General features: G+C 43.8%; 13 protein-coding genes and 1 pseudogene. 8 read left to right on the plus strand and 6 right to left on the minus strand.

Annotated elements, in window-relative coordinates; genetic code table 11:
* The first annotated feature begins 14 nt into the window (after positions 1–14).
* Complete coding sequence (locus tag IQ234_RS05590) at positions 15–1,016, plus strand: beta-ketoacyl-ACP synthase 3 (protein ID WP_193956350.1); 1,002 nt, start codon at positions 15–17, stop codon at positions 1,014–1,016.
* Positions 1,017–1,234: 218 nt separating this feature from the next.
* Positions 1,235–2,161 carry an ACP S-malonyltransferase gene (fabD, locus tag IQ234_RS05595; RefSeq protein ID WP_193956351.1) on the plus strand — a complete coding sequence of 309 codons (927 nt, stop codon included), beginning with the start codon at positions 1,235–1,237 and terminating at the stop codon, positions 2,159–2,161.
* A gap of 69 nt (positions 2,162–2,230) precedes the next feature.
* On the opposite strand, the gene glp is transcribed toward fabD, so the two are convergent.
* On the minus strand, positions 2,231–3,451 hold the full coding sequence (gene glp / locus IQ234_RS05600) for a gephyrin-like molybdotransferase Glp (protein ID WP_193956352.1): 1,221 nt from the start codon (positions 3,449–3,451) through the stop codon (positions 2,231–2,233).
* Positions 3,452–3,462: 11 nt separating this feature from the next.
* Here glp and IQ234_RS05605 point away from each other — a divergent pair, with 11 nt between their 5' ends.
* Positions 3,463–4,350: a glutaminase gene (locus tag IQ234_RS05605; protein ID WP_193956353.1), complete on the plus strand. Its 888-nt coding sequence runs from the start codon at positions 3,463–3,465 to the stop codon at positions 4,348–4,350.
* A gap of 69 nt (positions 4,351–4,419) precedes the next feature.
* Positions 4,420–6,075 (plus strand): glycosyltransferase family 39 protein, encoded by a 1,656-nt coding sequence (locus IQ234_RS05610; RefSeq protein WP_228008383.1) that lies wholly within the window; start codon positions 4,420–4,422, stop codon positions 6,073–6,075.
* A gap of 375 nt (positions 6,076–6,450) precedes the next feature.
* Here the strand turns inward: IQ234_RS05610 and IQ234_RS05615 are convergent, their stop codons facing one another.
* Positions 6,451–12,489 (minus strand): beta strand repeat-containing protein, encoded by a 6,039-nt coding sequence (locus tag IQ234_RS05615; protein ID WP_193956355.1) that lies wholly within the window; start codon positions 12,487–12,489, stop codon positions 6,451–6,453.
* 465 nt (positions 12,490–12,954) lie between these two features.
* On the opposite strand from IQ234_RS05615, the gene IQ234_RS05620 reads away from it, so the two are divergent.
* Positions 12,955–13,200 (plus strand): hypothetical protein, encoded by a 246-nt coding sequence (locus tag IQ234_RS05620; RefSeq protein ID WP_002747004.1) that lies wholly within the window; start codon positions 12,955–12,957, stop codon positions 13,198–13,200.
* The gene (locus IQ234_RS05625) at positions 13,197–13,601 is read left to right on the plus strand and encodes a type II toxin-antitoxin system VapC family toxin (protein WP_004158283.1); all 405 of its coding nucleotides are present in this window, start codon (positions 13,197–13,199) and stop codon (positions 13,599–13,601) included. Before IQ234_RS05620 ends, IQ234_RS05625 begins: the two co-directional genes overlap by 4 nt.
* A 58-nt stretch (positions 13,602–13,659) precedes the next feature.
* Here IQ234_RS05625 and IQ234_RS05630 read toward each other — a convergent pair whose 3' ends face one another.
* From IQ234_RS05630 to IQ234_RS05640, 3 genes are all read right to left on the minus strand, one after another.
* Positions 13,660–15,084: a carotenoid oxygenase family protein gene (locus IQ234_RS05630; RefSeq protein WP_193956356.1), complete on the minus strand. Its 1,425-nt coding sequence runs from the start codon at positions 15,082–15,084 to the stop codon at positions 13,660–13,662.
* A gap of 116 nt (positions 15,085–15,200) precedes the next feature.
* Entirely contained in the window at positions 15,201–15,893 is a 693-nt protein-coding gene (locus IQ234_RS05635; RefSeq protein ID WP_193956357.1) for a Uma2 family endonuclease, read from the minus strand.
* Between the two features lie 21 nt (positions 15,894–15,914).
* Positions 15,915–16,544: a Uma2 family endonuclease gene (locus tag IQ234_RS05640; RefSeq protein ID WP_193956358.1), complete on the minus strand. Its 630-nt coding sequence runs from the start codon at positions 16,542–16,544 to the stop codon at positions 15,915–15,917.
* 276 nt (positions 16,545–16,820) lie between these two features.
* Here IQ234_RS05640 and IQ234_RS05645 point away from each other — a divergent pair, with 276 nt between their 5' ends.
* A complete protein-coding gene (locus tag IQ234_RS05645; RefSeq protein ID WP_193956360.1) occupies positions 16,821–17,291 on the plus strand; it encodes a DUF29 domain-containing protein in 471 nt (156 codons plus the stop codon).
* A gap of 54 nt (positions 17,292–17,345) precedes the next feature.
* A pseudogene (locus tag IQ234_RS21720) lies at positions 17,346–21,538 on the plus strand (DEAD/DEAH box helicase).
* Between the two features lie 18 nt (positions 21,539–21,556).
* Here the strand turns inward: IQ234_RS21720 and IQ234_RS05655 are convergent.
* Positions 21,557–22,771: an aminotransferase class V-fold PLP-dependent enzyme gene (locus IQ234_RS05655; protein ID WP_193956359.1), complete on the minus strand. Its 1,215-nt coding sequence runs from the start codon at positions 22,769–22,771 to the stop codon at positions 21,557–21,559.
* Positions 22,772–22,992: the final 221 nt, after the last annotated feature.

A 22,992-nucleotide genomic window follows, 5' to 3' on the forward strand; every position in this document is an offset into this window, starting at 1 on the left:
AAAGGGGGAATATTTTGAACGGATTCGGGGCAGCCGTCGTCATTACGGGTTGTGGATCGGCCACACCAGCGCAATTTCTCAGTAATGAAGAACTCAGCCAAATTGTCGAGACTTCCGATGAGTGGATTAAAAGTCGCACAGGCATCGGTAAACGCCATTTAGCAGATCGATCGGTGTCTTTAAGCCAATTAGCGTCCCAAGCGGCGATTAAGGCTCTAGAAATGGCTCAGGTGTCGCCTAGGGAGGTCGATCTGATTCTTTTGGCTACTTCTACCCCCGATGATCTGTTCGGTAGTGCGGCCCAAGTTCAAAGTCAGATCGGGGCCAATCGGGCGATCGCTTTTGATCTCACTGCCGCCTGTTCAGGTTTTCTGGTGGCATTAGTCACCGCCACCCAGTTTATCCGTACTGGTACTTACCGCAATGTCTTAGTTATCGGGGCCGATGTTCTCTCCCGTTGGGTGGATTGGAACGATCGTGCTACCTGTGTCCTCTTTGGTGATGGGGCAGGGGCGGTTCTTTGTCAAGCAAATGATACAAAAGATAACATTCTCGGTTTTGAACTCCATAGCGACGGTAGCCAGAATGGTTCTCTTAATCTCGCCTACGAGGGAGAGGAATTGCCCCTTAAGGAGGGGGTAAGGGTTCAAAAAGGAACCTATACGCCCCTAAAGATGAACGGACGGGAAGTATATCGTTTTGCCGTGGCGAAAGTGCCAGAGGTCATCGAAAAAGCTCTCTATCGGGCTAATTTAACCACCAGTGACATCGATTGGTTAGTTCTGCACCAAGCTAATCAAAGAATTATGGACGCGGTGAGCGATCGCCTGAAACTGCCTCCGGAAAAAGTGATCAGCAATCTCAGCGAGTATGGCAACACTTCCGCGGCCTCGATTCCTCTAGCCCTCGATGAAGCTGTCAGGAGTGGTAAGGTCAAAAAAGGTGATATTATTGCTTCTTCCGGCTTTGGTGCTGGTTTAACTTGGGGTGGGATTATCTTCCGTTGGGGAGATTAATTCAGTGATCAGTAAACAGTAAATAATGAAACATGATTTGCTGTTTACTGATCAGTAGTCGGACATAAATTCTGTTGTCTATCTTAAGAAATGTAAATTGGCGCAATTCTTACTGACTACTGACTCCTGACTACTGACTCCTTACCCCACAGTTAACTTTACTTTTGTCCAACTACTTAACTGACCAAAACACATCTATCTATCTATTTTAAGAACTTATGAAAACAGCGTGGATATTCCCGGGACAAGGATCGCAAGCGTTAGGAATGATTGGAGATTTAGCGGAAAGTGCGCTTGGCCAAGAGAGATTAGAAATAGCAGAAAAAATCCTCGGTTGGTCGGTGTTAGAAAAATGTCAAGGGGATGAAGAAACCCTATCTCGTACTCTTTATACTCAACCTTGTTTATTTGTGGTGGAGAGTATTTTAGCGGATTTGTTGCAAGAAAAAGGTCATTTTCCCGATCTAGTTGCTGGCCATAGTCTCGGTGAATATTCCGCTTTATATGCGGCCAGGGTGTTTAATTTTGAAACAGGATTAAATCTAGTTCAAAACCGTTCCCGTTTGATGGATGCGGCCGAAGGTGGTAAAATGGCCGCCTTAATGAAATTTGATCGCACCAGTCTAGAGACAGTGGTTAATCAGACGGAAAATGTAGTTATTGCTAATGATAATAGTGCTGAACAAGTGGTAATTTCTGGGACTCCTGAAGCGGTGGATTTGGTATTAGGTCAAGTGAAAGTTAAGCGGGTTATGCAGTTAAAAGTATCTGGTGCTTTTCACTCTCCCTTGATGGAAAATGCCGCTATTCAGTTTCGGCAGATTTTAGAATTAGTTAATTTCCAAAAAGCGAAAGTTCCCGTGATTTCTAATGTGGATCCGAGCAATCCTACCCAGGACGGGGAACAATTAAAAAAATATCTGATCCAGCAGATGACTAGCTCGGTTCGCTGGCGAGAAATTATGTTAAAATTGCCAGATGTGGGTGTGGAAAAAGCGATCGAAGTCGGTCCGGGTAAAGTTTTAACTGGTTTAATTAAACGAACTACTCCCGCAATTGAGTTAGAAAATATTAGTCAATTAGCTGATATATCCAAGAATAGTGACGATGTTATATTCCAGGGTTCATTAATTGGTGTTGGTTAAATTATCTGGCAACATTTTCGATGAAGTAAATTGATGGATACCTAGCCAAAAATTTGGTTAGGTATTTTTTTAGTAAACTATCATAACTTCTACTGTTTCTCCTGCTTGTATAGTAGTTTTACCCTGGGGAATTATGGCTAAAGCATTAGTACCCGCTAAATTAATTAAATTAGCTGAATTGTGTTGTCCAGAAGCGAGTTTAAATTGATAAACTCCCTCGATAATTTCTATTTTTCCCCAGAGATAAACTTCTCTTTGTCCCTTAGATTTGAGAGTATCGCGGGTGATAACTCGCAGAAATTTATTCTGATAATCTGTCAATCCTGATAATTTTTTAATGGCCATTTGCACGAAGCGCCAACAGGAAACTAAAGCAGAGACGGGATTACCGGGGATACCAAAGTAAATACAACCGTTAGGAAAAGTAGCAAAGGTTAGGGGTTTACCCGGTTGAATAGCAACGCTGCGAATCAGAATTTCTGCTCCTAATTCCCCTAAAATTCCCTCGATATAATCGTAATCTCCCACGGAAACACCTCCGGTGGAAAGGACGATAGCACTAGAATTAATGGCTTTTCTGATAGTTTCTCTGAGAAGATCAGGATTATCTTTGATTATACCTAAAGGTCTGGGAATTGCTCCTAAACTGGCGACAAATGCGGTTAAAGCGTAGCGATTTGAGTCAATAATTTGACCTTTTTGGAGGGTTTCATCGGGATTAATTAATTCATCTCCCGTGGAGAAAATTGCCACTTTCGGACGGGAAAAAACTGTTAATTCGGTAGCTTGTGCCGTGGCTAAAACTGCTATTTCTGGAGAATTAAGGGCAATACCAGCTTTTAATAAGGTATTTCCGGCTTGATAGAATGTGCCGCGTTGACGCACGAAAAGACCTATTTTTTCGGGAGGGATAAGAATCGCCACCCGCTCCCCTTTTTGTTGAGTATTTTCCTGCATGATAATCGTATCACTGCCGGCGGGTAACATCGCTCCTGTAAATATTCGGGCTGTTTCTCCCGGTTGAATAATTTTTTTGGGGACTTTGCCGGCGGGAATTTCGGCGATAATCTTTAAAGTAACGGGATTTTCTGGGTTAGTATCTTTAACATCTTCGTAACGGACAGCATAGCCATCCATTGCGGAATTATCCCAATAGGGAAAATCTAAATCGCTGCTGATATCTTCGGCTAAAATGCGCCCAAAAGCTGCCTCTAGAGAAACTTTTTCTGTTTCTGGTTGGGGTTGAATTTGAGTTAAAATTATAGATTCTGCTTCTTTGACTGAGTACATGGATTAAACAAATGAACCGATTAGCTGGATTAAGGGTGGAAGATATAAAAGCTTGGATCGGGGAAGTGCATTTATCGGATATGAAGGGTCAGACTCCCTATTATATACCAGTTTTGAACCGAGTTCATCCGGAGATTTTCGCTCTTCAGATTCACTCTCTTGAGGGGGAGATTTTGTCTTGGGGGGATGAAACTGTAACTTTTCCTTTGATGAGTGTGATTAAACCTTTTTTGTTATTATATCTTTTAACTCATTTAGGGGAAGATGCTGTTTTTCGTCGCGTGGGAAAACAAGCTTCTAGTTATCCTTTTAATTCCTTAACTCAACTGCAAGAGGATCGAGGGTTTCCCCGTAATCCTCTGATTAACAGTGGTGCGATCGCATTGGCGGATTTATTAGGAGGGGAAACGCCAGAATCTCGCTGTGAAAATTTGCTTTTATGGTTAAATAAAATGGGTAATTGTCAATTATTTCTCGATGGCTCTGTGCTTGAATCTGTTCACTCTTATCCTAATGAACACAATCAAGCTTTAAGCTTAGAATTAGAAAAAAATGGTTATATCAGTCATCGTTATTTAGCTCTGGAAACCTACAATCGAATCTGTTGTTTGTCTGGAAAAATTGCCGATCTTGCTAATTTAGGTAAGTTGATTTTAGCTGCTCCTTACGCTAAAATTATTCTAGAAATCATGACTAATTGCGGTCTTTATGAAGCTTCCCAACAATTTGCCCTTGAGGTGGGTTTTCCTACAAAATCAGGAGTTAGTGGAGCTTTATTATCTATTGTACCAAAACAGGGAGCGATCGCTTGTTATAGTCCTCTGTTAAATGAGCAAGGTAATTCAATTTTAGGTCTAGATTTATTAACAAAATTAAGTAATTTTTTCAAGGAAATTTAAGCTATGAAAACAAGATTTAACTTTTCAAAAAAACACCGATTCTATTTAGTAATTATCTTGCTGATATTTATGGCTTTATGCGTCACCAGTTTATTTTTTCCCCTACCAGAATCCCTCAATTATGATGAAGGTTATCATTATGAAAGTGGAGTAGAAATTCTCAGAGGTACGGCAGCGCAACGGGGATATCGCGATATTTATCATCGCAATATTATGCCAGCTTCAGCGCTGCATCCCCTAGTTGATCAAACAATACAAAATATTTTTCCTATCTCTAAATATCTAAACTTAGAAAATAAGTTTTTTGGACGGTTTGCTACGATTATTATCTCAGTAATTCTAGCCATATATGTTTTTATCTGGTCAAAACAACTCTATGGAGTTTTAGCGGGATTTTTAGCTTTAATTCTCTATATTCTCGATCCTAATATTATCGGTCATTCAAGGATAATTACTCAAGATTTATTCGGAGCTGCTTCAATTTTTATTGCCGTTTATTATTTCTGGTCTTTCCTAAGATTTGGTGGCGGAAAAAATCTGATTTTAAGTATATTAACTTTTGGAATTGCCCAGATTTGCCGCTTAACAGCAGTTTATTTAGTTCCCATCTATATAATTTTAAGCTTAGGTTTTTACCATCGGGCAATTATTCAATCTATTCAACAGAAAAATATTGCAGTTATTCAACAAGGAATTAAGCGCAGTATCCTCTATATATTAGCTCTGATTTTATCAACAATATTAATCATAAATATTGGTTATTCTTTCGAGAGAAGTGGTACACAATTGGGAGATTATCAATTTCTCAGTCATAGTTTTAAGCAACTGCAAACCTATTCTGTCTTAAAATCTTTGTCGATTCCTATTCCCGCTGCTTATCTGCAAGCATTAGACTTCGGTAAGTATAAACAAGAAACAGGTTTTGGTAGTGGAATGCCCTATCTTTTGGGACAGTTAGGATTTATAGTTGATCCTGTGAAAGGATTCCAAATTAAGGGATTTCCCCAATATTTTCTGATCGCTTTTCTCTATAAAGTACCCATAGCTACTCAAATATTTATCTGGTTGGGATTTATCAGTTTATTTCTCTGGAGAAAACAGTTAAATTTTTGGCAGAATGAAGCTTTTTTGATTATTCCCACTGTCTTATATTTTATCTTAATGAGTTCTAACACTGCTCAAATAGGTATTAGATATATTTTGATGATTTTCCCCTTTTTATTTGTCTTTGCTAGTCGGATTCTTACCAGTTGGCCAGCTTATAAAAGATCCTATCGCATTTTAATTATTGTCCTGATCTTTTACCTACTAATTTCCAATCTTTCCTATTTTCCCCATTATATTTCCTATTTTAACGAATTAGTTATTAATCGCACAATGAGTTATCAAATTCTGGCCGATTCCAATTTAGATTGGGGACAAAATAAAAATTATCTGCAAGACTATCTCCAAAAACATCCTAACGCTCTCTTTATTCGTTATGACGGAGATAATAAACTTAATTTAGTCATCGAGAATCAAAAAGTTGCACCCTCACAGGTTTCTCTCGATAATCCGATTAATTTACTGGTGATAGAAGCTAATCAATTAATCGGTATTACCACCGATTCTAACCATTTTTACTGGCTGCGTTCTAGTCGTCAACCTATTGATCATCTTGCTTATAGTTACCTAATTTTCAATATTTCCTCTCAAGATGCAGCCAATATTTTTGGTAAAAATTAGAAACTATTAATCATACTAAATCTGGTTATTAAAGACTGATTATTTATTCCTCCTTTTGCATGAGTGCCTGTCCTCATAAGTAGCCTATACTCAACGGATTTAGTATCAGAATAATATAGCAAAAAATGGGTTATTTAGGACGCTTTCAATTTTCAAACTCTTATCGGTCAAGGGTTTCAGCGATTGATTGTCCTAACCACCCCGATCTTTGCTATAGAATGACCTCGCACGTCTGGAAGCGGAACCCTTCGAGATCGAAGAGGGAAAGTGCAAGGGTTTTGAGTCCCTCGGATCGATTTCTCAACCTTGGTTTTGGCACTTTTTTGGCTAAAAAAGTGCCAAAACCGTTTTCCAGTAACTTTCAGCAAACCCTACTTAGGCTTGAATAACAATGTCATTCTCATTTAGCTGTGGGATGCCATTAAGAGTGGCAAAAAGTGCGCCATTGCCTAAGCCATTGCTGGCACCATTTTGGTTGTAGAATAGATTACCCGTTGCTAAATTGTAAACGATTTTAGCACTACTGGAACCAACTAAGGCTAGTTCGTTAGCAGCATCGTTAATAGTGGCAAATTCAGCGGCTTGTAAGTTGTTAGCGACGCTACTGACAAGAGCATTGAAAGAGGTTTTACTCAGGATAATTTTGTCACTTCCTTTAATAAAGTCGCTGATACTATCAACGCCAAAACCACTGGTATTAAAGACAGGACCACTGCCAAAGGGGACAGGGTCACTGGCCTCGCTGTGTGGGGGAATTATCGGACCGGCAATTCTACCCGCACCACTGCCAAAGAAGAAAGAGTCGCTGCCATCGCCGCCAACAAGAAGATCATTTCCAACACCACCAAGCAGGGTGTCGTTACCTGCGCCACCAAGGAGAGTGTCATGGCCATCTAATCCCTTGAGTAGGTTATTACCGCTGTTACCAGTGATGACATTATCTAGATTGTTACCTGTCCCGTTGGTGTTGTCATTGCCTACCAAGGTGAGGTCTTCGATGTTGACGGTGAGAGTGTGATTTACAGAAGACTGGACGGTATCTTTGCCTTCTCCAGCACTTTCGATGATCACATCACGGCTGTTGTCAAGGATATAGGTGTCGTCACCAGTACCTCCCACTAGGCGATCAGTTCCTAAACCCCCGTTAAGTACATCGTTACCTTCGCCGCCGTTCAGGGTGTCGTTACCTTCGCCGCCGTTCAGGTTATCGTTGCCCAGACCACCGTTCAGTTCGTTATTACCCGCATTACCAAAAATGTCATTAACCCCATCGTTACCTGTGCCTTTTAGATTAGCCGTACCTTGCAGAGTTAGGTTTTCGAGGTAGGTGCCGACCAAGCTATAGTCAAGAGTGCTGTAAACAGTGTCGGTTCCTTGGCCATCTAATTCGATAATCGTGTCATCTAGATTATCTAGATAGTAGGAGTCGTTACCGAGACCGCCAATCATAATATCGGCTCCGGTTCCACCGTTTAAGACATCATCTTGTGGCCCACCAATGAGGAGATTACTAACACTATCACCTGTGAGATTGGCTTTGCCGGTGATGCCACTGGCATCAATATTCTCGAAGTTTTTGACGACGATGCCTGTAAAGTCCGTATTGGTGAATTGATTGGTGCTAGATGCGAGGTTAAAGGTAAATGTTTGGTTGGCGTTTCCATCTTTTAAGACAAAAATGTCGTTTCCTCCCGCACCATCAAAATTATCGTTATTTTGTAGGTTGGCAACGCTGACATCGAAGATGTCAAAATCGCTGGTTCCTACTAAGTTATCGAGGTTAGGGGTAGCGGTGAAGGTGACTGGTAAATCGTTAACGGTGATGGTGAATTTTTGGCTAAAGCTGGCTCCTGCTGCATCGGTGGTTTGTACCCGTACACTGTAGCTATTTTTAACCGCAAAGTCGAAGATGGCGTTACTGCGGAGTTCACCGTTGACTAGGGTGAATGAGCCATTATCGTTATCTCCCTCGCCGGACACTAGGCTATAGATGAAAGTGTCGTTTAAGTCTGCATCGGTACTGCTAAAACTGCCGATTACTGTACCAATTGGTTGATTTTCGTCAATGAAGGCGGTGGGTTGATTGTCGATAATGAAGGCGTTTGTTAAGGCTAAAGCGGTGGGGGTGTCGTTAACTCCATTAATAGTGAGGTTTACGGTAGCAATGTCAGTAGAAGTGCCACTGGTGAGGCTATAGCTAAAGGTTTCGGTTTGGCTTTCCCCTACTTTCAGGGAGTCGAATTGTTGGTTGGGGTTATAGGTAAATGTGCCATCAGCATTAACTGTCAGTATGGCCCCGGATTCTAGGGTAAGAGCTTGACCGACATTTGTGGTTAGGCCATTAACGGCGGTGAGGGTTAAACTTCCTCCCCCAATACTGCTGTCATTGGTCAGAAGATTGCCCGTTTTGGTAGTGTCTTCGTCGGTGCTGAAGCTATCGCCTACGGCTACGGCTAAGACGTTAATCACGGCGGCGGCTACTTTGTTTTCTAGGTTAGTGCCGGTGTTGTTGGTGACAACGGTAGAAAAGGGGACTGTGCCTTGGAGCGCATCAACGTAATCTTCGGTCAGGGTAGTCTGGGCGACGGTTTGGGCTTTGAAAATATCGGTGGCGCTGGTGGCGTTGAGGATGGTGTTGTTGAAGCCGCCGGCAATTAGTTGGGCGGAAGCGGGAATGGCGTTGACTAAGGGTTGGAATTGGGTGGTAATGCCAGGATTGGCGGTGGTCAAAATACCGGCTGTTCCGGTTAACAGGTTACTGACTTGGGTTGTGTTGCCGAGGTCGAGGGAGCCGTTTTTGATGGCATTGACTAGGGTTGTATTAAAGGCATCGTTCCAAGCGTCGGGGGTTAGGCTGGGAATTAGGGTGGTAACGGTGCTGGCGACTTCCCGCATACCGTTGATTAGGGTTTGGACGGCAACCTGAGCAGAGAGGATTTTGAGGCCGTCGGTGGAACCACTTTGGGCGGCTTCTACGGGGTCAAAGGTGGTCAGGTTAACGCCACTGGGCAGGCCGAGGGCGGTTTTGAGTTGGGTTTGAGCTTCTTCGGAGGTGAGTCCGGTTTTGGTTAATTCGGTGATTAAGCTGGTTAAGGGGGTGATGACGGTGGAGCCTGTGGTGGCTTTGAGGGTTCCCGTGAAGGTTTGCCCGGTAATTGCGTCGGTTCCGCCTACGAGGACGTACTGCCCTTCGGAGGGGTCAATCTCGCCGTTGCCGTTGGTGTCAAATTCGTTGCTGATGGTTAGGTCGTAATTACCGGTGGAGTCGGTGGTGGTGAAGGGTTCATCGGGGTCTTGAATGCCGTTGAGGTTAGCATCAAAGAAGACGGTGGCTCCTGAAATAGGGCCATCTAAGCCCTTACCGGCGGCGGTTTGCGCTGTATTGCCATAAATGGCATCGGTATTAAGGTTGGAGCCAATGACAGTTTGATCTTTAGTGGCTGAACTGGAAGCGGTGTTGCCAGTAAAGATGGTTGTAGAGCCGATGTTGACCGTCGCGGGGGTAGATGGCATCCCCTGATTATTGATTTTATTTTGGGTATCAATGGCTGATTGAGTCATGGCAAAAATTGCGCCGCCATAGCCCGATGCCCCACTAGGAGCGTTGGCTGTGTTATTGGTGAACTGGGAATTATTGGTAATGATGACAGTCCCCGTGCGGATAAAGATGGCTCCGCCCATGCCTGCGCCACCGACTCCGCCCTTGGCACCAAATCCGTCGAGGCCGCCCCTGCCGCCCTTGCCGCTGCCGCCCCAGATGCGGCCGATGCCGCCGTCGCCGCCGCTGCCGCCGCTGCCGCCGAAGCCGCCGAAGCCGCCGCTGCCGCCGTCGCCGCCGCTGCCGCCGATGCCGCCGCTGCCGCCGTCGCCGCCGCTGCCGCCGCTGCCGCCGCTGCCGCCGCTGCCGCCGCTGCCGCCGATGCCGCCGATGCCGCCGATGCCGCCGAAGCCGCCGAAGCCGCCGTCGCCGCCGTTGCCGCCGTCGCCGCCGTCAACACCCAAGAGTCCAAGACCAGAATAATCGCTACTATTACCTCCCCCGATCGCCTGATTTCCTTCAAACGTCACTTTATCTAAGGTGACATTGCCATCATAAATAAATAAAGCGCCGCCCATACCCGCAGCTCCCCTGCCGCCTTGAGCAACGCCGCCCTTGAGAGTTAGATTTTTGAAGGTGACATCCACGATGCCATTGCTTCCTTTATCGGTAAAAATGGCGGGATCATAGTCCTGATATTTTTCAATTCCCCCATAGACAAAGAAAATCGGACGATCTGCCGTATCCACTTGACCATTGTTATTATTATCGCCACTGATGGTGAATCCTTGTCCATCAATGATCATGTCGCTGTTAATCAGGGTTTTCATGCGAATAACATCACTACCAAAGTTAAGACGCACGTTCGTTGTCAGCTTGATGGTATCTAAGCCCGCCGTATTATTAGCCTGTTTAATCGCCCAACTCAAACTGCCTACGGTATTTCCTAAACCGTTATCTGTGGCCTGGGTGACTTCAAAAAGATTGGCTGGTTCATTAACATCGGTAACGGTAATGGCTACCGCTTTAGTCGCTGTCAAACTGCCGTCACTAACATTAACAACAATATCATAAACATTATTGCCGCCATTATCGCTGGGAGCCTCAAAATTAGGAGCAGTTTTAAAGGTAACTAAGCCAGTATTACTAATATTAAATAAACCCGCATCTGTTCCCGTTAAACTGTAGGTTAAGGTAGCATTTTCGGGATCACTGGCAACCGTTGTATAAACTGTGCCTGTGCTATTTTCAGCAAAACTGACAGCACTTCCACTGGTAATAACTGGAATTTCATTTACATTGGTAACGGTAATGGCTACCGCTTTAGTCGCTGTCAAACTTCCGTCACTGACATTAACGATAATGTCATAAATATTATTGCCGCCATTATCGCTGGGATCAAAATTAGGAGCAGTTTTAAAAGTAACTAAGCCAGTATTACTAATATTAAATAAACCCGCATCTGTTCCCGTTAAACTGTAGGTTAAGGTAGCATTTTCGGGATCACTGGCAATAGTGGTATAAACTGTGCCTGTGCCATTTTCAGCAAAATTGACAGCATTTCCACTGGTAATAACTGGAATTTCATTTACATTGGTAACGGTAATGGCTACCGCTTTAGTCGCTGTCAAACTTCCGTCACTAACATTAACAACAATATCATAAACATTATTGCCGCCATTATCGCTGGGAGCCTCAAAATTAGGAGCAGTTTTAAAGGTAACTAAGCCAGTATTACTACCAATATTAAATAAACTCGCATCTGTTCCCGTTAAACTGTAGGTTAAGGTAGCATTTTCGGGATCACTGGCAACCGTTGTGTAAACCGTGCCTGTGCCATTTTCAGCAAAATTGACAGCATTTCCACTGGTAATAGTCGGCGGCTGGTTAGGGGGATTGGCGGTTTGAAAATTCCAAGTAGTATTATTACCAATACCCGCATAATTATTGGTAGCTAAATCCTGAATTGCACCGCTATCAATTTGAACATAATAAGCCGTGCTGTAGGCTAAATCATTGACAGGATTAATAGTCAATTGACTGCCACTAATCGTGATATTACTCGACGTAACCGCCAGGGTTTCCACTACCGAATTATCTGAAACCTTGCGAATAACAATATTGCCCGTCCCCTTCTGGATTGCTTCATTAAAATTAATCACGAGATTTGCCCCAATGGCCACGCCTGTCGCCTCATCATTGGGATTCAAACTGTTAATTGTAGGGGGAGTGCTATCGAGGGTGACACCAGCGGCTCCAAAAAAGGCTAATTTCCCCGTTGTGCTGGTTTTATTAATGCTGACACTCTGCAAAATCTTGGCACTATTGGGCGTAAACCTCAATCCAAACAGTTTGATGTCATTGGTAATGCCTGCCGATGAACCGAGAGCCGACGCATTGGGGGTACTGACGTTTAGGGTTTGGGATAAATAATATCGGTCTTGGGATTCGGTGATATTTCCTCCGATGTACCAGTCAGGAACCGTACCGGTAGCGGTAGAATTGGTGCCATCACTGTAATTAAACGTGACGGTAATATTACTCGCTCCGCCGCCCGATGTGGCAAAAAGATGAAGGGCAGAATAGGCTTGGTTGGTGACATTAAACGTGACAAAGGTTCCTGTCGCTGTTGCTAAGATGCCGTTGTTGCCATTGTTGGCATTGTCGTAGAGAAGGTCAAAAGCCGGATGGTAAGTATTAGCCGCAAATACGCCATTATCGGGTAAACCTTGACTGCTGTTTCCGCCCTTGTCCACCGCAAAAGATTGGGTCATTAAGCTGTAGTTAGCGTCAATGGCTGTTTGGCTGGTGTCACTACCATTAACGATGAGGTCGCTGGTGAAGAGGGAGGTTAGGTCAAAGTTAATGGTGGCCATGGCGGCTATATCCTCGATGTTCTGAAATTCATTGCCATATCTGCATTCTACAGGCGATATTTAATCCGATACTTTTTTGTTAACACACATTAACAATGCAGGCTCTTCGTTACTTGGTATGGTTCGATAGGGGGTATAAATCGACTAAATCCTTATCTGGCAAGAGACTTAATTGATTAGCTCGTTATAGATCGAAAACAATTGGCAAAAATCGCAGCAATGTCTTTCTCAAGGGTGCCATAACAAAAATTAACATTTATACAAGAAAACGGGTTTCTAAATAGGCGTTTGCATAAAACTGGTTGCTCAAAGAAACCCGTTTTCTCATTTGTTGCAAAGATGCGATCGCTAACGTCAAAGCGAGGCAGTTATTTGCTCAATTTTAGAGGTTTGCTGGCAAATTAGCATTTTTTGTGATAGATTGCAACCATAGTAACTTTTTATACTTAATTGTCAGTAATAATCATGAATGCCACAGCAATACGTCAACAAATAATTGAATCATTAGCTAATCTTTCTGGCGAACAATTATTGCAAATTAGAGAGTTAATCGAGCAAAATTTTTTACCTCAAATTAAACCTAAATCAGAAGAAGAAAGACAACAGTTAATTAAATCATTACAAGGTAAATATGCTCACGCACCCACCAGTAGTGAAGATTTTGCCCAACAAAAACAAGCAGAAATTGATTGGGAGGAGCGTAATAGATGAATATCATTTTAGATGCTTGTGCTGTAATTGCTTTTTTTCGTAATGAAACAGGAGCGGATGTTGTCAGAGAAATCATCACTAATCAAAACAATAACAAAATCATTCATCTGGTTAATCTTTGCGAAGTTTACTATAATTTTTATCGCGACATAGGAGAATCAGAAACAGAAAAACTAATTCAAGAATTAAGTGATATTAACATAAAAACTCGCTTTGATTTAAGTAGCAAGTTTTGGCGACAAGTAAGCAAATATAAAGCACTAATTAAGCGCATTTCTTTAGCTGATTGTTTTGCTTTAACTTTAGCCAATCAAGAAAAAGGAGTTTTAGTTACTTCTGACAGAAAAGAATTTGAACCGATCATTCCTCTTAATATTTGTCAGATTAATTTTATTCGTTAATAAGTCCAGAAAACAGGTTTCTCAAAGAAACCCGTTTTCTAATTAAGAAACCCGTTTTCTAAATAGCGCCTTTTTCTGATTTTTCTTGCCAAGTACCATGAAAACTGGGAGGGATAACACTGGGTAATTGCAGACAGCAAAGGGGTTCTTTTTCTAACTGCTGACTGTCATAGATTCTCACTTGGCTGCTGTGATTATTGCCGTCGTAAACCACGACGATTAACCATCCCGTTTCTGGAGATAAACCATCGCAGACAAAAATCGGTTCACTTCCATAACAGTTATTTTCCAGATAAGCAATAGTTAACTTACCCGTGGAGTGATTATAACAAGCGGGAAGTCCGATAATTTCCCGACGAATATCGCTATCAGGACGATGGACAGCTAAAAAAGTATTTTGCCATTTTTGTCCCACCAGTTGCGGGGAAACCACGGGAAAATCACAGCTTAAATCTGAGAGAATTTCCTGATTAATCACTTTTGCTGATAGGGGATTAATAGTAATACTTGCTAATTTTCCGATGGCTAAGGTTTCGGTTTTACCCGTGGGAACTTCTTTTAAAAATTGATTAGTTTTAAAGTCATCATAACGGACAAAAACAATTTCAAGATTGCCTTGCTCATTCACATAACCATTAGCGAAGTGCCATTGAAACCATGAATCGGTAACACTTTCACTGACTAATTCCAGAGAATTTCGCTCAAAAATTAGTATTCTTGTTCCTAATTCTGGCTGCCACTGCATAGCATCACTAAAAGTTTTAAATCCCAACAGTATCGATAATTTATCCGCTTTTATCGGTGGAACGAAAAAGACGAGATACTGTCCTGCTAAAACAAAGTCATGCAGCAGAGACAATCTATCTAACTCAAAAGTGTTTTTCTGGATAATGTCACCAGTGGAGTCAGACTTATAGAGATTTAAACTAACTTTAGCACCGATTGTCACCCCGAAATTAAAAATCTCTCCTCTGGACAAATCTAGCTTAGGATGAGCGGAAAAAGTTTCCTTTGCTTGTAAGCTAGATAAATTATCTAAACCTAGGGTTTCTAAAGATTGTAAATCTAATTTATGGGGAAAACCTCCTTCCCAGAGAGCTAATAATTTATCGGGTAAAGCTAACAGTGAGGTATTAGCGGCATTTTTTACCTCTTTTCCCCAATTATTCCAAAAAAAGCCGGGGACATTCATGCCATAATTAGGAAATAAATATTGATTAGCGGCGCTTTCTTGCTGATAACCAGCAGTCTGAACATAACGATAGGTGGCACTGGCTCCATTATCATGAAAATGTACAGCTAAAATTGCACCATCTCCGTCAAACCAATGACCAACTTTTTGCTTACCTCTTTCTAATCTTCCCGGACCATTGCGATAGAGACTCCCCCGCAATCCATAGGGAATTTTCCCCGATAATAGGGTTAATTGGGTTTCAGAAAATTCCCCTGCTGGTTTTTCTAGAGATTTTGCCCAAGCTTTCATAGATTTATTTTTTTAGTAATTACATAGTTAAGTATAGCTCCAGACTAGGTTCAATGACGATAATTTCGGCAGTTTACCAGTTAATTAGTATTCGTCACAACCGATAAATTATATCATTATAAAGTATCGGGATCAATTCCCAGAGAACGTATATATTCAGCTAAACGTTCAGCTTTAAGACGCTCTTGTTCTAATTGTAAACTCGCTTGTTCAGCTTTAAGACGCTCTTGTTCTAACCTTTGAGATAACTCGATAGAACTTAAAAACTTCTGACCATCTAAACCATAAATTTCTAACCCATCTTCTCTCAAATCAAATCGGATATTTAACCGAGGACTAACCCATCCCTTAATCTCAGGTATAGAACTTAATAGTCCTTCCTGTCTCAACCATCCTTGAAAATTATAAGAATCGGGATCATAAAGATAGTATTCTTCTACTCCATAACGTTGATAAAACAGTAGTTTTCGCTCCATTTCTTCTAAGCTATTAGAAGGGGAGAGAATTTCAAAAACCACTTGAGGAGCAATATTATCTTCTTGCCATTGTTTATAGGAACCCCTTCTTCCTTTCGGACGACCAAATACTACCATAACATCGGGAGCAACCGGTCCAGTAATTTTCTTATCTTGCACGGGATACCAGAGCAGATCCCCGGCAATAAAAACGTTAGGAGAAGTGGCAAAAAGAATCTCAAGATTTTCTTTGATTTTAACGATCCATTCGTATTGTTCGGTATTATCGGCCATGGGTTTACCGTCACTGTCGGGGTATTCAATATCTGGATCAATAGCTGGTGTAAAGGTCATAATTTCTGCTCCTTGAAATATTCATAAGGTATCGGGATCAATTCCTAGAGAACGGATATATTCAGCTAAACGTTTAGCTTTTTGAGATAACTCAAGAGAAGTTAAAAATTTCTGACCATCTAAACTATAAATTTCTAACCCATCTTCTCTCAAATCAAATCGGATATTTAACCGAGGACTAACCCATCCCTTAATCTCAGGTATAGAACTTAATAGTCCTTCCCGTCTCAACCATCCTTGAAAATTATAAGAATCGGGATCATAAAGATAGTATTCTTCTACTCCATAACGTTGATAAAACAGGAGTTTTCGCTCCATTTCTTCTAAGCTATTAGAAGGGGAGAGAATTTCAAAAACCACTTGAGGAGCAATATTATCTTCTTCCCATTGTTTATAGGAACCCCTTCTTCCTTTCGGACGACCAAATACTACCATAACATCGGGAGCAACCGGTCCAGTAATTTTCTTATCTTGCACGGGATACCAGAGCAGATCCCCGGCAATAAAAACGTTAGGAGAGTTAGCAAAGAGAATCTCAAGATTTTCTTTAATTTTCACGATCCATTCGTATTGTTCGGTATTATCGGCCATGGGTTTACCGTCACTATCGGGGTATTCAATATCTGGATCAATAGCTGGTGTAAAGGTCATAATTTCTGCTCTGAGGTTATTTGTCTGAAAATTAAATTCTAGCAGCGACGTTATCTTTCCCCTGTAGTCCCAAAATAACATCGTCAATAAGGTTGATCAAAATGTTTGTGTACTTTTGTTAAAAAGAAAAAGTTTTTTTGACAAAAAGAACAACTTGTGCTAGTGAATAAATCTCTAACTTGGCAAAAATTCCCCAGACTAGAAGCTGATCGAGGATAGCGATCGAGAGTTATAATCGAGCCATTACCCCGCGCTCCCAGTCGGGATGAGAAATCTATAATGACCGCTCTCTACGAGGAAGATTTTGTTCTCTGGACGGAAAAAACCGCCGAACTGTTAAAGCGAAAAGAGTTTGACCTGGTGGACTGGGAAAACCTGATCGAGGAAGTAGAGTGCATGGGAAAAAGCGAGAGACAGGCAATAACGAGTTTATTAACCGTTTTAATTGAACACTTGCTAAAACTATCCTATTGGGAATCGGAAAAAAAACGGAATGCCCGTCACTGGATAGTGGAGATCGCCGCTTTCCGATCGCAATTAGAACAAAAAATAGATAGTGCCACCCTCGTCAACCATGCCTGCGATTCTTGGGAAAAAGCCTATTTAACCGCCAGAAAATCCCTGATTAACGCCAGAATCGTCGATAAAAATGCGATTCCCCTAGAGTCTATATTCACTCTCCAACAGGTATTAGACGGGGATTGGTTCCCGATCGATATCGAACCTTTTTTGGAAACCCGTCCATAAATTGCCGCCATATCCCCGCGAAAAGATTAGGATTATCCGCGAATATAACCGAATATGCAAGATATAGAGCAAATCCGCCGCCAACTCATCGAACGCTACCAAAAATTATCGACACTAGATCAGGTGATCGTCCGTTTTTTTTTCCTAATCTATGAACCGATCGCCCGCAGCACTTTTCTAGACTGTTTAAATCAAGCTCATTACCGCGACGAGAACAACCGGCGACTTAACGGCCAAACCCTGAAATCCCATTTAGATCTCCTCCTAGAAGCGGAAGTGATCACCCAAGACAAAGGCTACGGGCCGCGCTGTCATCCCCTCCTCGTCGAGATTGCCAGCCGTGATAGCATTAGCAAGGGAGAATTCAAGCGTTTTGCCGAGATTATCAAGGCAAAACTGCCGCAGCCCCGAACTCGTTGGGATGAAAGCCTAGTTTTTCAGGGAAAAGATCAATTAATCCGAGAAATCCGTCTGGCCATCTATAGTCAGGATTTCGACTCGATCGAACAACAAATCGCCGATTATCAGAAAACCAGCTATTCTTCCTCAAAAACCAGCCTAGAAGACCTTCTGGTTCTCATCTACGATAACCCCTTCGATGGGGATTGGTTACGGACGCAACCGACCAAATTTCAAGCCCTAGCACTAAATAGCATTCTTGTCAAGGCTTTTGAAAAAATAACTCGCGCCGATGGGGCTTTTTCCCTCCTAGAAGAACTCTGTCAAGACCAGACCAGTGTTTCCGAAGCCCATTTGTGGCTCGAACAGGCAATCATCCGAGGACAAAGCGATAAAGTGCGTCGGTATCTCGATCGCCCCTTCCCGGAAAGCCAAGCAGCAGAAATCGGGGCGATACGGGGTTGGATTGCCTTTCTAGGGGGGGAAAACAGCAAAGCGATCCAAGAATATACCCTCGCCCTTAAAGCCCTAAAAAAAGCCAAAGGAAAACAAAAAATCTATTTTTCTTCGATTAGCGGCTTCTCCTTTATTTTCGCCCTCCTCAAAGAAGGAACCCCCGAACGTCTCGCCGAGGCCGCCAGCTATACCAGTTGGGTGACGCGTCAAAACGATCATCCTTTCAGTCCTATCTATGCCCGTCTGGAAAAAATCATCGCTGCCCGTCAGGGAGATATGCAGGCCAAAGACGCAATCATCGACGCGACGATCAATCCCTACCAAATGGGCCAGGGTCTAGAGACTCTTATCTGTAGTATCTGTCTCTACTGGATGAGTAGCGGCATCGCTAAAAAACATCTGCCCCGCCTACTCTTGCCCCTCTACAAAGATGCCAAGGCGGCCGGCTACCATTGGTTAGCCCTAGAAACCGGGGCCCTACTGTCCCGACTCGATCGAGCGCCGGAAACGGAGATGGTTATAAAATGGCATCTCCCTTCCCCCCTGGTGGATGCGATCGAACCCCAAGAAGCTTGGCAACTGTGCCTGAATGCCTTGACTAATCTGTGCGCGCCAACACCAACCCCAGGTAAATCTAACCCCGTCGTCCGCCTTGCTTGGTTTCTCACTATCCATTCCGAGGATTATTTCCTGCAACCAAAAGAACAGAAACTCGACGCGCGGGGTAATTGGAGTCGTGGCCGTCCTGTTTCCCTTAAACGTCTGCGAAAAACTGGAGAAATTGACTATTTAACCCCGCAAGACCTGAAAATTTGCGCCCATATCTTCGTGGAATCCAGTTACTATGGCCAGAACGAGTATCACTTTGAGCGCCGGGCTATTATCGAACTGATCGGTCATCCCCTGGTGTTTTGGGAAGATTCCCCCAGAACGCGGGTAGAAATCGTCGCTGGGGAACCGGAATTGCGAGTAAGAAAGGACAAATCGGGTAAATTAATCCTGTCTTTACTGCCCGATCTCAGCGATCGCCAAGAAGTGCTGATTTGGAAAGATACCCCCACTCGCATTAAGGTAATCGAAGTCAAGCCGGAACACCGAAGCATCGCCGACATTATCGGCAAAAGCAACCGCCTAGAAGTCCCCGACAAGGACCGGGAAAAAGTCCTGGCTGCGATCAATTCCCTGTCCGGGATCGTGACAGTACATTCCGATATCGGCGGAGGAAAAGCAGCCCGGTCAGTGGCAGCCGATAGTCAACCCCGGATTCATCTCTTACCGGCCGGAGAGGGTTTAAAAGTGGCGGTTCTCAGCCGTCCTTTTGGGGCAGCCGGTCCCTATTTCCAGCCCGGAAAAGGGGGAGAAACAGTAATCGCCGAGATCGAGGGGGAACGGCTGGAAACCACTAGGGATCTGGCCCTAGAGAAAAAACTAGCCCAAACGAGAAAAAACTAGCCCAAACAGCGATCGATTCTTGTCCGATCCTGATCAGTTTTGAGGAAGAAAATGGGGAATGGCGGCTAGAAAATCCAGAGGATTGTCTAGATCTACTGCTGGAATTGCGGGAATTAAACGATAGCGTCCTTGTGGAATGGCCAGAAGGGGAAAAATGGCGGGTGTCGCGTCAGCTTCGATTACAAGACCTACACCTAAATATCCACAGTCAACGGGATTGGTCTGCCGTCAGTGGTGAACTGCACCTAGAGGAGAAATCGGTGCTGAGTATGCAGGAGTTGATGAAATTGCTAGAGGGAGCGCCGGGGCGGTTTATTCCCCTCGGAGATGGTCAATTTCTGGCATTAACCGAGGCATTTCGGGAACGGTTACAGGAAATGCGTGCTTTCTCGGAAAAGTCCGGCGACGGTTTGCGGTTTCATCCCTTCGCTGCCCCGATTCTCTCGGAACTCACCGAGGAAGTGGGACAACTCAAGGCCGATAAACGTTGGCGCGATAATTTACAACGCTTTCAGGAGAGTCAGGATTTTACCCCGGAAGTCCCCTCAACTCTACAGGCAGAATTGCGCGACTATCAATTGGAAGGCTTTCGCTGGTTAGCTAGGCTGGCCCAGTGGGGGGCCGGGGCCTGTTTGGCCGATGATATGGGATTAGGGAAAACTTTACAGGCCCTGGCAGTGATCCTTACCCGCGCCTCGGAGGGACCGACTTTAGCGATCGCTCCTACTTCAGTATGTTTGAACTGGATTAGTGAGGCGGAAAGGTTCGCACCCACCTTAAATATCATCCAATTGGGAACAGGCGATCGGCAAGCACTACTCGATCGACTGCAACCTTTCGATCTGTTGGTCTGTAGCTATGGGTTATTACAGCAGGAAGAAGTGGCTACCATGTTGGCCGGGGTAGAATGGCGGACAATCGTTCTCGATGAGGCCCAAGCGATTAAGAATTTCTCCACCAAGCGATCGAAAGCAGCGATGAATCTGCGGGGGGATTTTAAACTAATCACCACGGGAACACCGATCGAGAATCATTTAGGGGAATTATGGAATCTTTTCCGTTTTATTAACCCCGGATTGTTGGGATCCTTGGAAAGTTTTGATCGCCGTTTCGCCACCCCGATCGAAAAATACGGCGATAAAACCGCTCGCGAACAGTTAAAAAAACTGGTGCGGCCTTTCCTTCTCCGGCGCACAAAAAACCAAGTTCTGGCGGAATTACCGCCGCGTACCGAGATTTTAGTCCCGATCGAGTTAAGCGTCGAGGAGAAGGCGTTTTACGAGGCCTTACGGCGGCGTGCTTTGGAGAAATTAAGCGAGAGTGACAGTACCGCCGGAGCGAAACATCTCCAGGTACTGGCAGAGATCATGAAATTACGCCGGGCCTGCTGTCACCCGCAGCTAGTGGCTCCAGATTTGGATTTAGCCGGCTCGAAATTGTCCCGTTTCGGGGAAATTCTGGATGATTTATTGGATAATCAGCATAAAGCGTTGGTATTTAGTCAATTTGTCGATCATTTAGGGATTATCCGCAGTTATCTCGATCAAAGACAGATAAAATATCAATACCTCGATGGTAGTACCCCTGCTGGCGATCGGCAGAAACAGGTGAAAGCGTTTCAAGCGGGGGAAGGGGACGTATTTTTAATTAGTTTAAAAGCTGGGGGGACAGGATTAAATCTCACCGCAGCCGATTATGTTATCCATCTTGATCCCTGGTGGAATCCCGCAGTGGAGGATCAGGCTTCCGATCGCGCTCACCGCATCGGCCAAAAACGTCCGGTGACGATTTATCGCTTAGTGGCCAAGGATACGATCGAGGAAAAAATTGTCGATCTGCACCACCATAAACGCGATCTCGCCGATAGTTTATTGGAGGGAACCGACGCAAGCGGCAAGCTATCTACCGACGAATTATTACGCTTAATGGCCGAGGGATAAAAATATCCCCGACGCAGTTTAAACTAACTTTTTGATAGCCGCTACTAACTGCTCGATTTCTGAGGGCAAAGTGAAATAATGAACACAGGCACGCACACAGAGGGGGTCGAGGAGAGTTCGCAGTAAAAACCCTTGTTTTTCTAGCTGTTGTACTAAATTTTGTGGGGTGATGGCCGAGTCAATTTGAAAGGAAACTAAACCAGATTCCGGCGGAGAATTTTTTAAACATTTCACCCCTTGAATCGTTGTTAATTCCCCCCAGAGATAAGCCGCTAATTGACAGATTTTTTCGTATCTTTGTCCCCCATCACCCCAGGCGTTATGTACCGCAATAGTTGCCCTTAAACCCTCAAATTGAGGATAGGCAGAAGTAGCCACTTCAAAGCGTCTAGCGTCCGGTTTCCAACCGATAGGCTGTCCTTGCTTATCTGTTTCAATACCTCGCCAACCGATAAAAGTGGGCTGTAAACTAGGGAAAATTTCGGGACGAATATACAATCCTCCCACACCAGCCGGTCCACACCACCATTTATGACCCGTAAAAGCATAACAATCGGCGGCAGTAGCGCTTAAATCCAGGGGCAAACAACCCACGGATTGGGCAGCATCCACCACCACTAAAACGGGTTTTTCGGTGACAGAATTATCATGACAAAGCTGCGAGATTTCCTTGAGGGGTAAAACCTGTCCAGTATTCCAGAGAACGTGACTGACCACCAAAACCCTAGTTTTTGGACGTAAATGAGCGGAAATAACTTCTATGGGGTTGCCGTCGTTTAAAGTTTCCCGAATAGGACAAGTGGAGATTTCCAGATGATAACGACGGGCAATTTCCCGAACTGTAGCGATAATTCCGGGGTGTTCACAATCGGTTAGTAAAATATGTTCCCCTGCTTGCCAATCAACCCCCCAGAGGGCGATATTACAGCCTACAGTGACATCCTCGGTAATAGAGAGAGTGCTGGGGCTAATTCCCAACTCCTGAGCCATTTCTTGCCGTAGAAGTTCCGTTTTTTTGGCAATCCAATCGTTTACCTGTCCCGAAAAAGGACCCTTTTGTTGGAGAAAATTATAGGTATCGATAATCGCTTCTAATCCGGCCTTGGGCAAGGTTCCCTGACCACCGAAATTAAAGTAAACTTTATTGCTAAGTCCCCGAAATTCCTGTCTTTGTTCAGCTAAATCCGGTTTACTAGGGGCGTAATCGAGGCTATTTTCGTCTAAATTCTGCATAAGTGAGGAGATGAGGGGTCAGTTATCAGTTATCAGTTAGAAGGGGTTGGGTTTTGGGGTTTTAGGGTTTTGGGGTTTTGGGGTTTTAGTTGAATTCCCCACTTCCCCACTTCCCCATAAGCGAGGAGATGAGGGGTCAGTTATCAGTTATCAGTTAGAAGGGGTTGGGTTTTGGGGTTTTAGGGTTTTGGGGTTTTGGGGTTTTAGTTGAATTCCCCACT

Origin of the sequence: Microcystis aeruginosa LEGE 91341 (assembly GCF_015206885.1) — a bacterium.
GTDB classification, from domain to species: domain Bacteria; phylum Cyanobacteriota; class Cyanobacteriia; order Cyanobacteriales; family Microcystaceae; genus Microcystis; species Microcystis aeruginosa_H.